Below are 13,447 nucleotides of genomic sequence, written 5' to 3' on the forward strand. Positions count from 1 at the left end.
ATTGTCCTATTGTTAAAGAAAATTGTCCACTTCGGACTCTTTCATGGTCATTTCTGAATATATTAGCTGATATCTATCAGAGATGAAACCCAGACTGCTTAAAGTTTCAAAGGGCGCTACGCATTCTTTCAGCGCCAGAAAAGACGTAAGCCCTGAGATAAACAATCAGTGGCACTATCATCCGGAAATTGAACTTGTATACTTCAAAAGCGGATCAGGAACCCAGTTTGTTGGCGACTCTATCAGGCCCTTCCAATCTGGCGATATCGTTCTAATCGGTTCAAATCTGCCCCATCACTTTCGGTTTGATGACACCTACTTTGATCCAATCGGGAGCGCAGAGACTGAGATTTACGTAGTGCACTTCAGCGAGGATTTCTGGGGTAAGTCTTTCTTAGAACTGCCCGAAAACAGAGTACTTAAAGACCTGATCAGCCGGTCTGACCTTGGGCTACATCTCGCCGGACTGCCCGACCATTTTGCACTCCCGCTCATTGAAGATATTGTGGAAGCGGAAGGGCCAAGGAAAATTATTTTACTAATGCAAATCTTGTCAAACATTGCAGACACTGAGTCGGCCGTAACGCTTGCATCGATAGGATTTAAACACACTGTCTCACTCTCCCGGAAGGACAGATTACAAGATATCTACAATTATTCCATAGCGAACTTTCGCCAAAAGATTGAGTTGCAGAGCGTCGCTGCCATTGCAGGAATCAATCCAACCTCATTTTGTAAATACTTTAAGTCGCGCACCGGTAAGACCTATTCAGGCTTCATCAACGAGATTAGAATTGGATATGCGTGTAAACTGCTGATGGAAAACAAAATGAGTGTGAAGGAAATCTGTTATGAAAGCGGATTTTCCAATTTCACCAGCTTCCATTCACACTTCAAAAATACGATGGGGAAAAGCCCGCTGAGCTATCGCAGAAGCATCATCGGAAACCAGGGCTAGACCATTTTTGGTAAGAGGTTCTTCTTTATAAATGTGGCGCTTCTGGTGATACTTTCGTATGGGTCTATAGAGAAGTTCTCCTGCTCAACAAACACGTTCTTTAAACCAGATACCCCAGATGCCGCGAAAATCTTTTCGAAGTTAATGGAACCATTCCCGACTTCAGTATTGAGTGAGGCATTTTTTTTGTCCATATCTTTCACGTGCCATAGTTCGAAGCGGCCCTTGTTTTGATTAAACAGTTCGAGCGGATCCCGGCCGGCACGCACTACCCAGTATAGGTCCATCTCAAACTTCACAAGCTTGGGATCAGTTTCCCGAAGAAGAATATCGTAGCCCGTTGTTTCGCCATATTGCTGAAATTCAAAAGCATGATTGTGATAAGCTAACTGAAGATTAGCGGCTTTACATATTTCTCCGGCACGATTAAATCTTTCGGCTAATTTTTTATAATCATCGGCAGACGTGCGGTACTTTTCATTGATATAGGGAATCGTTAGAAACTGATGCTTCAGTGCAGAAGCTGCTTCAACATTGGCTTTGAGCCGGTCCTCCCTGGACTGCGGGGATAAAAATTCATCAAAATCATAGTGCCCACTAATAGCCTTTAGGTTATTCGATTCCAAAATCTCCGAAAAAGCCTGAGGTGTATAGTTCCAAAAATGTGATTTAGGATCATATCCGAAAACTTCGACTTCCCTGTACCCAGCCAGGGCTACTCGTTCAATGACCTTCACCACACCCTTCGGGATCTCGTCCCTTAGCGTATACAGCTGCAGACCTACTTGCTTCTGAGGACTAGCAACGGCGCAAGAAAATTGAGGAAGAATTATGGCACCGGTAGCAAGTACTGCCACCTGTTCAAGGAAAGATCTTCTATTAATCATGTTCTTTATATATCGCATATTTGAATTGCCTTTCGTAGAGAAGCAATCTTATCGGGCTGTGAGGGTATAAACTCCTGCGCAACATACCCTTTGAATCCGGTTTCTTTAATTGCTTTCATTATAGCTGGATAATACAGCTCTTGTGTTTCGTCGATCTCGTGCCTTCCCGGCACACCTGCAGTATGGTAATGAGCAATAAAGGGATGATAATCACGTATGTTCTGGATCACATCACCCTCATTCACCTGCATATGATAGATATCATATAGAAGCTTGAAATTCTCCGAGTGGAGTGCTTGGGCTAGTTCAGCTCCCCAGGCTGTTCGATCACATTGATAATCCTTGTGGTTAAGCTTACTGTTCAGTAGCTCCATTACCAGCACGACGCCGTGTTTTTCAGCTAAGGAAAGAACCTTTTTGATTCCGGTAACGCAGTTTTTTAAGCCGGTTTCATCATCCATTCCCCGCCTGTTTCCGCTGAAGCATATCAGATTTTTATAACCCGCTTTTGCAACGCGGGGAATCATATCTGCGTAATTATCTATCAGCCTCTCATGATAAGCTACAGTGTTCCATCCTTCGGTGAGGCTGATCTCTGCTCCGTTACACATGGAAGAATCCAAATCATACTTTTCCAGGACGTCCCACTCTTTAGGGCCGACCAGGTCTATCGCCTTCAGACCTAAGCCTTTCCCTACCTTACACAACTCGTCGAGGCTCATATCATTAAAACACCACCGGCAAACGGAATGATTGATATTACCCTTCAATGCGGACAACTGTTCCTTTGAAGTTGTGGATGCGGCACAAGTCTGTGTCATGGATAAGGTGGTTAATGTAGCTGCGCCCGCCAGGATCGTCTTTATCGCAGATCGTCTCTCGTTCATGATAGTGCGTTAATTTCAGTTTGCTTTACAGATACTTTCTTTTCTTTAAAAAAGACAAGAAACAATAAGAGCACCAAGGCTGCAACCGACGCTGGAACAAGCCAGATCATCCTCCAGTCGTGCCCGTCAGAGGTCGCGAAAGCGTCAACTATGGGACCCGACACCAATGACCCGATCATCATTCCGACTCCGTAAGTAGCCAGTGTAATCATTCCCTGGGCAGCACTTTTAAACCGTTCACCTGCATGGGAATCCGTATAGATCTGACCTGTCACGAAGAAAAAGTCATAACATACGCCATGCAATACAATGCCTGCAAGAAGCATCCAATAGTTTTCGTCGATGTTTCCGAACGAGAAAAACAAATAACGAAGTACCCATGCCGCCATGCCGATAGCGAGCATATTCTTGACTCCTAAACGTATAAAGAACACAGGTATTAGCAGCATAAATAACGCTTCAGAAACCTGACCAAGTGATTGTACAGCCGCCGCTGATTTCAGGCCTGCTTCGTTCAGGTACAAATTCGTAAAATTATAATAGAAGGCTAGCGGGATACAGATAGCTACTGAAGATAAAAAGAACAGAAGATAAGACCGATTGTTCAGCAGCTTTAGTGCGTCAAGGCCCAGTATTTCATTAATACTGACTTTACCTTCACGCTTTACCGGAGGTGCCGGAGGTAGTGTAAAGCTCAGCAAGCCAAGAACGAATGATGCTCCTGCTGCCATCTTAAAGGTTAGCAATAATGAATTCGTTTGTTCCCAGCCTAAATACCCGATCGTCAGCCCTGCTACAATCCACCCTATGGTTCCTAGTACCCGCACGGAAGGAAACTCTCTGGCAGGATTGCTCATCTGTCTGAACGATACTGAATTCACAAGTGCCAGTGTAGGCATGTACACAATCATATAGACCACAATCAGCGGAAAAAAATTTTCGAACGCCGGTGCCTGTGACGCGAGCCACAGTATTACACTTCCTAAAAGATGTAATACCCCTAAAATTTTTTGCGCAGCAAAAAAGCGATCAGCAATAAGACCTATTATGAAAGGCGCAATGATTGCCCCGATGGACTGAGTCAGATAAGCTAAGCTGATCTGGGTGCCTGACGCACTAAGTTCTTTCACGAGGAACGTACCCAGTGTAACAAACCATGCGCCCCAGATAAAAAATTCCAGGAACATCATGGTAGATAGCTTTATTCGGTTGGTTAGTTTCATACTTTGTGTTAGGTCTATAGTTTTCTAATCCGAATGTTTCGATACCAAACCTCATCGCCATGGTCTTGCAAGGCGATCTTCCCCTTTCGATATATCGAGAATCCCGGCATTGATGCAAACTTGCTTTTCGAAATCAACTCCTTCCAGTTTTGATCCCATAAAGTTGTGGCTACGACTACCGTTCCATTGAGCCTGAACTCAAGTCTTCCTTTATCACTAATGATATCAACCCGATTCCACTCGCCAGGAAGCTTAACCGTTTCCTTTGAACATGCAATCAGATCATAAAGATCACCCGCCCGATGTTTATGAATTTTACCGTCGGGATGACCATCATTGTCGAGCACCTGCATTTCAAGCCCGGTATTGTAGGTTTCAGGATATTTGCTCGCGTCTTCTTTTACATAAAAGATGATTCCGCTGTTCCCCTTAGAAGATATCTTCCACTCTAATTGCAAGTGAAAGTTATCGTATTCCTGATCAGTAACAAGATCACCTCCCGAAGCTCCTCCTTGTTTGGCAGCGGCATCAAAATGCAATACTTCGTTTTCAGCTTTCCATGCAGCTCCAGCCGTCGGCTTCCCATAGGAATGCCATCCATGTAGCGACTTGCCATCAAAAAGGACTTCCCAGGGGCCATCCTGCTCAGAACTGGTTTTTGCGTTTGTGCATCCGATAACAGCCATCATGGCTACTGCCGATAAAGAGAGAGCGTTCATAATTATTTTAGTGAGAGTATATAGCGTACCATTTCTTTAGCATCAGCCTGCGAGATGGAAGGGTGCGGAGTCATCGGGATATCTCCCCAAACACCACTGCCTCCTTCGATAATCTTCCGGGCAAGCATATCAATATTCTTATCTGATGCTTCATATTTCTTTGCCACGTCTACGTAGGCAGGACCAATGATTTTGATCTTTTCCTTATGGCAACTCAGGCAGTCAGACGACGAGATCAACTCTGCACCCTTTTCGAAAGATCCAGACGCAGGTGCTCCCGCGTTACGATTCGTTCCGATGTCGTTTACGTTGGTATCAACCTCCGACTGACGGGTGGCAGCAGCCATATCTCCGGCACTGACGGAATCTCTGTTGTTTCCTGATTCAGATGGACTTCCACAAGCACTTACCACGGCCGCAGCCAGCAAAAAGACTATTTTTTTCATGTAATTTATATTATGGTAAGCCTAAAATACGTCTATTTAGCTTTCCATCCATATCACTTCCGGCAAAATCATCGAAAGCCTTTTCTGTCACACGAATGATATGGTCGCTGATGAATTTCGCGCCTTCTTTCGCACCATCATTTGAATTCTTTAGTGCACACTCCCATTCCATTACGGCCCAACCATCAAAGTCATAGGCAGTGAGCTTACTAAAGATTGCTTTGAAGTCCACCTGCCCATCGCCGGGAGAGCGAAACCGTCCTGCCCGGTTCACCCATGACTGATAGCCCCCATAAACCCCTTGTTTCCCAGTGGGAAGAAACTCTGCATCCTTAACATGAAAAGCTTTTATACGTTCATGATAATGATCAATATAGGAAAGGTAATCCAGGCATTGAAGTACAAAGTGGGAAGGATCATAAAGGAGGCAAGCCCTGGGATGATTGTTAACTTTCTCCAAAAACATCTCATAGCTAATGCCATCGTGAAGATCTTCACCGGGATGTATCTCGTAGCAGACGTCTACACCACACTCATCAAACCTATTCAAAATGGGTAACCAACGCTTGGCAAGCTCCTTGAAACCTTCCTCCACAATTCCTTCAGGCCGCTGCGGCCACGGATATAGCATCGGCCACAGCAAGGCCCCGCTAAATGTTGCATGTGCTTTAACACCGAGGTTCGCAGATGCTCGCGCCGCATACATCAGTTGCTCTACGGCCCATTCCTGACGCAACGAGGGATTATTTCTGTATTTTTCCGGAGCAAAGCCATCAAATAACGAATCGTAAACTGGATTAACAGCAACCAGCTGTCCTTGTAAGTGAGTGGACAATTCGGTAATTTGAAGACCTTCGTCCTCCACTATTCCCCTGATCTCGTCTGCATAAGTTTTGCTCTCTGCCGCCTGTTTCAGGTCTATAAAGCGACTGTCTGTAGTTGGAATCTGGATACCTTCAAAACCGAGGCTTTTAGCCCACTTACAAATTGAACTTAGGCTATTGAATGGCGCCTCTGCGCCGATAAATTGAGCGATAAAAACTGCTGGTCCTTTGATTGTCTTCATATTTCCAAGCTAAATGACGACCATTTTTGATCTGACTTACCTGATCGTATAACATTTTCAATGAAAGCCATACCCCTCACTCCCTCCTCTATTCCCGGAAAGTCAAGTTGTTCCGGGGACGGTTGTTGCGAAGCCAGACTGGCCTTTATCGTTTGCGCGAAGTTTCGGTAAAGGTTAGCAAATGCTTCCAGGTAACCTTCAGGGTGCCCTGCCGGGGTCCGGGTGTTCTGACCCGCGAATGAACTTAAATACGAACCTCCTGTCCTGAGCAATTGAACTGGCTTATCGGCCATCATCAATTTGAGTGTATTCGCATCAGACTGCTGCCACTCCAGGCCTCCCTGCTGGCCATAGACTCTTATTTTGATATTATTTTCTTCTCCTGAAGCTATCTGAGTCGCCATTAATACCCCACTCGAACCATTAGAGAACTTCAGAAGCACCGCGCCGTCATCGTCGAGTTGCCTGCCTGCAACAACAGTATTTACGTCTGCACACAATTTTACTACCTGTAAGCCACTAACGTATTCAAGCAGATTGAACGCGTGGGTACCTATATCACCCATAGCTCCCGCAATACCGCTTTTGGCTGGATCTGTTCTCCAGGAAGCCTGCTTATTGTCCCCGGATCCCTCCTCGAAACGACTTAGCCAACCCTGTGGGTACTCCACGTAGATTTTTGTTATTTCCCCAAGTTTTCCGGAAAGAACAACCTGCCTGGCCTCCTTAACCATTGGATAGCCCGTGTAAGTATGGGTAAGGCAAAAAAGCCGGCCGGTTTTCTCGCAGATCTTTTTCAGTTCAATTGCTTCTGCCAGCGAGAATGTTGCAGGCTTATCGAGAATGACATGGAAGCCATTCTCCAGAGCCAGCTTCGCCGGCTCGAAGTGCAGGTGATTAGGTGTTACTATGCTGATAACCTGCACACGTTCCTCTGCTGAAAGTAGCGCCTCCTCCTCAATAAGTTGTCTGTAACTCGCATAGATACGCTTCTTCTCGAGTCCCAGGGTACTGCCCATCGATGCTGACTTCTCAGCATCGCTACTAAACACCCCACATACCAGCGAATATTCATCATCCATCCTGGCGGCAATCCGGTGAATAGCTCCGATAAAAGCTCCCGGTCCACCACCAATCATACCCAACCTTAATTTCATATTGCCCATGCTCTGTCGCCTTTCTTATAGGGTGTACAACCATCATAGCGCCCGGGAACGGGATTATAGCGGAGAGCTTGGGTAGCCCCCACTTCGGAAGTGAAATACCCGAGCAACGTGAGCTGCTTCATCATCGCAAAATAGTGGTTAGGTGCCTCCGGTTTTTTACTTGCAGCAAAATCTCTCTGCTGTTTGTCTAATAAAGTTAAAAACTCTGTTCGTTTTACTTGATCAGCATCTATAAAAGACTGTTTATACTTGTTCTCAAATTCTTTCTCTAAAGCCGACAAACCATCTTTGAACACCTTCTGATCTTCTTTGGTGTAGCAATCTTTAACCATCACGTTCATAAATTGTCCAACCTTAGCTGCCTTTGCACCAGGCGTTGATGTTTGCGGAAGTATGGTTTCAGCGATCTCATCCAGCAAGCTAATTTGATCTGTGTCGAGTAGTTCAGACCCGCTTTTTTCCGTTAAATTACAACCCAGGTTCATGAATAGTTCAGCACCGAGCACAGTTCCGCCCATAATCCACGCAACTCTCGCTATAGCTTCTCTTCTGTTCATCTTTTTCAGTTTGCTTTAAATATTGCCCTTTTTCAACTCCCTGACAGCATAATCTGCCGCACGTGCGGTAAGGGCCATGTATGTCAGTGATGGATTAACACAGCTGGCTGATGTCATACAAGAGCCGTCAGTTACAAAGACGTTGGGTGCATCCCAAACCTGATTCCATTGGTTGAGAACAGAAGTTTTCGGGTCCCGCCCCATGCGTGCCGTTCCCATCTCATGTATACCCTGCCCCATGGCATAGCCTGAATCGTAGGTATTAACTTCTTTGATTCCGGATATTTCCAGCATCTCTTTTGCATCGAGCATCATATCTTTCCGCATCGCATGCTCGTTAGCTTTTATCTCACAATCGATTGCAAGCACAGGCAACCCCCATTTATCTTTTATACTGCTATCTAATGAGACTCTGTTCTCATGATAGGGCAGAGTTTCGCCAAACGCACCTAAGCCAATTCGCCATTGTCCGGGTTCGCATAAAGCATCTTTGAATTCTCCTCCTATATTAAATTCGGCAATCTCCCGACCCCAGTTGTCTCTGCTGGCACTTCCCTGGTATCCGAAACCTCGCAAATAGTCACGCTTCTCTCCAAAAAGATTCCTGAACCGGGGTACATAGATACCATTTGGTCGCCTTCCGTAATAATATTTGTCATCATAACCCTCTGCGACCCCTGAGGCTCCACATCTGAAATGATGATCCATCAGGTTGTGTCCCAACTCTCCACTACTACTACCCAGTCCCCCTTCCCAAACATCCGTAGCCGAGTTCATGAGAATCCAGCTCGAATTCAGTGTTGATGCACAAACAAATACGATCTTTGAATTAAATGTATAGGTTTGATTCGTCTGCGCATCAAGAATTTCAACTCCTGACGCCTTTTTCGTTTCTTTATCATACAGGATACGGGTAACAATTGACCATGGACGAAGGGTCAGATTACCTGTAGCAACAGCCGCTGGCAGAGTGGCCGACTGAGTGCTGAAATAGGCTCCGAACTGGCATCCTAGCCAGCATTTGTTTCGGTATTGGCAATTTGTTCGATGTTGATGTTTGGCTGTTAGATTAGCGCTTCTACCAATAATCATCGTGCGGGCATTCTTATAATGTGATCTGATACGTGCAGCGACATCCTTTTCAACACAATTCATGTCCATTGCCGGTAAATAATCACCGTCAGGTAATTGAGGTAACCCGTCAGCATTCCCGTTTATACCGGCAAAACGCTCGGCATAGCTATACCAGGGTGCTATGTCCCGATAACGGATAGGCCAGTCGATAGCGATACCTTCTTTCGCATTAGCTTCAAAGTCGAAATCGCTAAACCGATAGCTCTGCCTGCCCCATGTAAGGGATCGTCCTCCCACCTGATACCCCCGATACCAGTCAAAACGCTTTACTTCAACATAGGGACTTTCCTGCTCATTTACCCAGAAGTCAAGGTTTGTTTCATTCAGGGGATAATCCCGCTTTAACACAGGATAGTTATCAATCATCTCCTGGGTTCGTCCCCCTCTGTGTTCAAATTCCCAGGGCGCTTTGTTCGCATTGACATAATCCTTAACATGCTGAACGTCCCTTCCCCTTTCCAAAAGCAGTGTCTTCAGTCCTTTTTCAGTAAGTTCCTTAGCTGCCCACCCGCCTGAAATGCCTGAGCCGATTACAATCGCATCGTATGAATGGTTAGCCATTTGGTTGTGATATTTAGGTATAGTTTCGATCGTCTGCATGCCACAGTCAGCCCGCGCTTCACCCCCTTACAACGTAGATATGCTTAGATTTAAATTGGTTAATAAACAGCGGTCTTTCCATGTCTGGAATACCCTTGTGCCCTAATATAAATATTAAAAAGATTTATCGGAGTAAATTGAGCAAAAAAAATGCTTAGAGTATCAATCTTTCGTGATGGACGTCATTTTTAACTATACCAACCATCAATAGATTAGCATCCATAACAATAAGCCTTATGCACAGTCATCCATTGATCCAGAGACTAAATCAATTTTGCAGCGTTCCAACAGAGCTAATCCCTGAACTACTCAGTTCATTTAAGATCCTGGAACTTCCGAAAGAAAAAGTGTTTTTGAGGGAAGGGTTCACTAATCGCAATGTCTATTTTCTTCACACTGGTATAGTAAGAAGATATTACATCTCGCAGCTAGGGCATCAAAAAACGATCGCTTTTATAACAGAAAATAGCTTCTTCACAGATCTTGAAAGTTTCGAAAAGAGAAAGGGGTCACTCTCAACTTTTACAACTGAAACAGATTGCATCATTTACAGCATTGACTATTTCAGACTCATGGCATTGATGGACGGGAATAAGGAAATCCGTGAAGGCTTCGCCAAAATGAGAGACTTCTTTTCCGGACTTGCAGAAGACAAAAAAGAATTCTTAGCATCAGAGCCGCTAGAGAACCGCGTAAAGATGCTGATTGCAGAACTACCCCAGGTGATTAAGAGCTGCCGAAAGAAGGATATCATTTCCTATCTGAGAACAAATAGCCAAACCTACAATTTCATACTCAAGAATTTATTGTTAGGGCATCCCTAAAAGCGCCAAAAACATTCGATTGTATTAAGTATTTTAGCTTCTCACAATGCTGATTTATGAATACAGACATCTGGGCTTACCCGATAGGCCGCTACAAAGCACCGGAAACTTTTACTCTGGAACTGATCAATACATCTTTGTCGGTCATCCGGGCAATGCCTTCCTGGCTTGACGTCTGTATAGAAAACCTGGATGAGGGGCAACTGAACACCTCTTATCGCCCTGGAGGGTGGACGATAAACCAGGTAATCCACCATCTGGCAGACAGCCAGATGAATGCATATATACGGCTCAAGTTGGCTTTGACAGAAGACAACCCGGTCGTAAAACCCTACAATGAAAAACTTTGGGCTGAACTTCCTGATAACAACACGGTGCCTGTTAACGTGTCTATTACACTTCTCCATGCCCTTCACAGACGCTGGAGCGACACATTGACGTCCATGACGGACAATGACTGGCAGAGATCATATTTCCATCCCGAGTCCAAAGAGCATGTCGCTATGTGGCAGATGACTGCTCATTATGCATGGCATAGCCGGCACCACATGGAACAGATAAGAGGACTTCGGGAGCGGAAAGGCTGGTAGGATCAATGAAACGTAACGTTCTACCCATACTAGGGACCTTTATTTTAATCCTTCTGCTTCTAAATTGGTATGTACTGAGCGGTATTCGGGTGCTGATAAATGATCCAACGGCCATAGCCTGTTTTCTTTCAGCAGTCGGTCTGGTACTTCTATCTCTTCCGCTTGCACTTGTCCGAATACGCAGCACAGGTATGTCAGGCATTTCGAAAACAATCGCCCACGCCTTTCTGCTCCTCGTGATAAGCGAGCTGGTATTTGTTTCTATTCTACTCCCTTCTGATATTTTTCGAGGAATAACCGCACTATACAGACTTCTGATAGACAGGCAGCTAGTCTTCCCCGAAAGAAGTGTGTATGTCATTGAATTTGCGCTTACCTTATCCTCGTTAAGCTGTCTGCTGTTCATCTATGGAATAGTCCGGGGAAAGTATGCTTATCGGGTCATCAAACATGATCTCTACTTTGAGGACCTCCCTCCTGCCTTCGATCAATTTACAATTCTTCAGATATCTGACGTTCACGCGGGAAGCTTCGGCAATAAGAAAGCTGTATCTAAAGGCATCGATCTCATTAATGCGCAACAAGCTGATCTTTTTGTTTTCACAGGAGATCTGGTAAACAACAAAGCTTCTGAGATCCGTCCCTGGATAGATCTCTTCTCAAAAATAAAGGCGCCTCTCGGACAGTTTTCCGTTTTGGGAAACCACGACTACGGCGACTATATCCAATGGCCTGACCCGATAACAAAAACCCGAAATTTGCAGGAACTTAAAGGTTATCATACCCAACTCGGATATAAATTACTGCTTGATGAGCATGTTGTTTTACAAAAAGATGATCAGGAAATTGTTTTGGCAGGAGTCGAAAACTGGGGTGTAGGCTTTGGCGAACGGGGCGACGTAAAAAAGGCGTTAAATGGGGTTAAACCCGGCGCTTTTAAAATCCTGCTGTCACATGACCCTACACATTGGGAAAACATCATAAGAAAGTATCCGTTGAAAGTCCACCTTACACTCGCGGGTCACACCCATGGAATGCAAGTGGGCCTCGAAGCGCTCGGTATAAAGTGGAGTCCGATAAAGTATCGTTACCCCCATTGGGCAGGAATTACCAGCTTCGACGGACGCTTCCTTAACATAAACAGAGGCTTCGGCTTTCTCGGCTTTTCAGGAAGGGTAGGTATATGGCCAGAGATTACATTCATCACACTGCGAAGAGGGAGTATTCAGAAAGGCTAAAAAGATAACTCGCTGAATTTTACGTTGTATTTACAGTTATTACACAGTTTTTAACTTAGAATTGTTATCTTTGCCGCAATGTTTACAGCCGTAACTACAATCCAATCAAATTATTCAGACTATTTACTTGAAAATAACTGCAACCTTGTGCGGTCTTTTCCGTTGTAAATGTTATAACAATAATTGAGATAAGCAAAATAGTTTACAATAATTTCCGTTAGATGTAACGACCGCGTTGTACTAACACATTTGATAAAAAATGAGACAACTTAAAATATCCCAATCTATTACCAATCGTGAATCCCAATCCCTGGATAAATATCTTCACGAAATCGGAAAAGTAGATTTAATTACTGCACAAGAAGAAGTAATCCTTGCACAGAAAATACGTGAAGGTGATCAGGCTGCATTAGAACGTCTGACCAAGACGAATCTACGTTTCGTTGTTTCTGTGGCAAAACAGTACCAGAATCAGGGATTAACATTAGGTGACCTTATCAATGAAGGAAACCTGGGACTTATAAAGGCGGCCAAACGCTTTGACGAAACCAAGGGCTTCAAATTTATTTCTTACGCTGTTTGGTGGATCAGACAATCTATTCTTTCAGCTGTTGCTGAGCAATCACGTATAGTACGTCTTCCTTTAAATCAGATAGGTTCATTAAGCAAGATAAACAAGGCTTACTCTAAGCTTGAACAAGAATACGAGCGCCAACCTTCTCCTGAAGAATTGGCCGACATCCTTGAAACTACAGTCGACAAAATATCGGATTCTTTGAGCAATGCTGGACGCCAGGTATCTATGGATGCGCCTTTCGTACAAGGAGAAGAGAACACTCTATTGGACGTCATGCAAAGCGACGATCCTGGAACTGACAGTGATTTAATCAATGACTCGCTCGCAATGGAAATCAGCCGTTCATTGGCTACGCTTTCTGAACGTGACCGCGAAGTATTGATCCTATTCTTTGGAATTGGTAGCAATAACCCGCTTTCGCTGGAGGAGATTGGAGAAAAGTTCAATTTAACAAGAGAACGCGTTCGTCAGCTAAAAGACAAGTCTCTTCAGCGCCTGAAACACGCATCCAGAAGTAAGATTCTACAATCTTACCTATAACATTAAGGTATATACAACAATAACAAAGAGCCGGG

The 13,447-nt window shown here is 44.6% G+C and carries 14 protein-coding genes; 5 read left to right on the forward strand and 9 right to left on the reverse strand.

The genetic code is table 11. The features are described from left to right. Positions 1 to 82: 82 nt before the first annotated feature. Positions 83 to 958, forward strand: coding sequence for an AraC family transcriptional regulator (locus tag ACO1NU_RS01570; RefSeq protein ID WP_448816689.1), 876 nt, complete (start codon positions 83 to 85; stop codon positions 956 to 958). Here the strand turns inward: ACO1NU_RS01570 and ACO1NU_RS01575 are convergent. The 9 genes from ACO1NU_RS01575 to ACO1NU_RS01615 are packed head-to-tail and all read right to left on the reverse strand — an operon-like array spanning position 955 to position 9,604. Then, complete coding sequence (locus ACO1NU_RS01575; RefSeq protein ID WP_448816690.1) at positions 955 to 1,845, reverse strand: sugar phosphate isomerase/epimerase family protein; 891 nt, start codon at positions 1,843 to 1,845, stop codon at positions 955 to 957. The two genes, ACO1NU_RS01570 and ACO1NU_RS01575, sit on opposite strands and share 4 nt — an antisense overlap. Before the next feature lie 5 nt (positions 1,846 to 1,850). Next, complete coding sequence (locus ACO1NU_RS01580; protein WP_448816691.1) at positions 1,851 to 2,732, reverse strand: hydroxypyruvate isomerase family protein; 882 nt, start codon at positions 2,730 to 2,732, stop codon at positions 1,851 to 1,853. Beyond that, a complete protein-coding gene (locus ACO1NU_RS01585) occupies positions 2,729 to 3,955 on the reverse strand; it encodes a nucleoside permease (RefSeq protein ID WP_448816692.1) in 1,227 nt (408 codons plus the stop codon). Before ACO1NU_RS01585 ends, ACO1NU_RS01580 begins: the two co-directional genes overlap by 4 nt. A 14-nt stretch (positions 3,956 to 3,969) precedes the next feature. Continuing rightward, the gene (locus tag ACO1NU_RS01590) at positions 3,970 to 4,674 is read right to left on the reverse strand and encodes a 3-keto-disaccharide hydrolase (protein ID WP_448816693.1); all 705 of its coding nucleotides are present in this window, start codon (positions 4,672 to 4,674) and stop codon (positions 3,970 to 3,972) included. 2 nt (positions 4,675 to 4,676) lie between these two features. Next, a complete protein-coding gene (locus ACO1NU_RS01595) occupies positions 4,677 to 5,120 on the reverse strand; it encodes a c-type cytochrome (protein WP_448816694.1) in 444 nt (147 codons plus the stop codon). A gap of 10 nt (positions 5,121 to 5,130) precedes the next feature. Further along, the gene (locus ACO1NU_RS01600) at positions 5,131 to 6,186 is read right to left on the reverse strand and encodes a sugar phosphate isomerase/epimerase family protein (protein ID WP_448816695.1); all 1,056 of its coding nucleotides are present in this window, start codon (positions 6,184 to 6,186) and stop codon (positions 5,131 to 5,133) included. After that, the gene (locus ACO1NU_RS01605) at positions 6,183 to 7,352 is read right to left on the reverse strand and encodes a Gfo/Idh/MocA family protein (protein ID WP_448816696.1); all 1,170 of its coding nucleotides are present in this window, start codon (positions 7,350 to 7,352) and stop codon (positions 6,183 to 6,185) included. The genes ACO1NU_RS01600 and ACO1NU_RS01605 overlap by 4 nt, the downstream gene beginning before the upstream one ends. Further along, a complete protein-coding gene (locus tag ACO1NU_RS01610; protein ID WP_448816697.1) occupies positions 7,340 to 7,909 on the reverse strand; it encodes a gluconate 2-dehydrogenase subunit 3 family protein in 570 nt (189 codons plus the stop codon). Before ACO1NU_RS01610 ends, ACO1NU_RS01605 begins: the two co-directional genes overlap by 13 nt. Positions 7,910 to 7,924: 15 nt before the next feature. Beyond that, the gene (locus ACO1NU_RS01615) at positions 7,925 to 9,604 is read right to left on the reverse strand and encodes a GMC oxidoreductase (RefSeq protein ID WP_448816698.1); all 1,680 of its coding nucleotides are present in this window, start codon (positions 9,602 to 9,604) and stop codon (positions 7,925 to 7,927) included. A 275-nt stretch (positions 9,605 to 9,879) separates the two neighbouring features. On the opposite strand from ACO1NU_RS01615, the gene ACO1NU_RS01620 reads away from it, so the two are divergent. The 4 genes from ACO1NU_RS01620 to ACO1NU_RS01635 all read left to right on the forward strand — a co-directional run bounded on the left by ACO1NU_RS01620 (position 9,880) and on the right by ACO1NU_RS01635 (position 13,412). After that, on the forward strand, positions 9,880 to 10,467 hold the full coding sequence (locus ACO1NU_RS01620; RefSeq protein WP_448816699.1) for a Crp/Fnr family transcriptional regulator: 588 nt from the start codon (positions 9,880 to 9,882) through the stop codon (positions 10,465 to 10,467). Between the two features lie 56 nt (positions 10,468 to 10,523). Continuing rightward, positions 10,524 to 11,057 (forward strand): YfiT family bacillithiol transferase, encoded by a 534-nt coding sequence (locus tag ACO1NU_RS01625; protein ID WP_448816700.1) that lies wholly within the window; start codon positions 10,524 to 10,526, stop codon positions 11,055 to 11,057. 5 nt (positions 11,058 to 11,062) lie between these two features. Next, positions 11,063 to 12,295 (forward strand): metallophosphoesterase, encoded by a 1,233-nt coding sequence (locus ACO1NU_RS01630; protein WP_448816701.1) that lies wholly within the window; start codon positions 11,063 to 11,065, stop codon positions 12,293 to 12,295. Positions 12,296 to 12,554: 259 nt separating this feature from the next. Next, positions 12,555 to 13,412, forward strand: a complete 858-nt coding sequence (locus ACO1NU_RS01635) for a sigma-70 family RNA polymerase sigma factor (RefSeq protein WP_448816702.1) — start codon at positions 12,555 to 12,557, stop codon at positions 13,410 to 13,412. The last annotated feature ends 35 nt before the right edge of the window (positions 13,413 to 13,447 follow it).

The sequence above is a fragment of the Arcticibacter sp. genome, assembly GCF_053551015.1.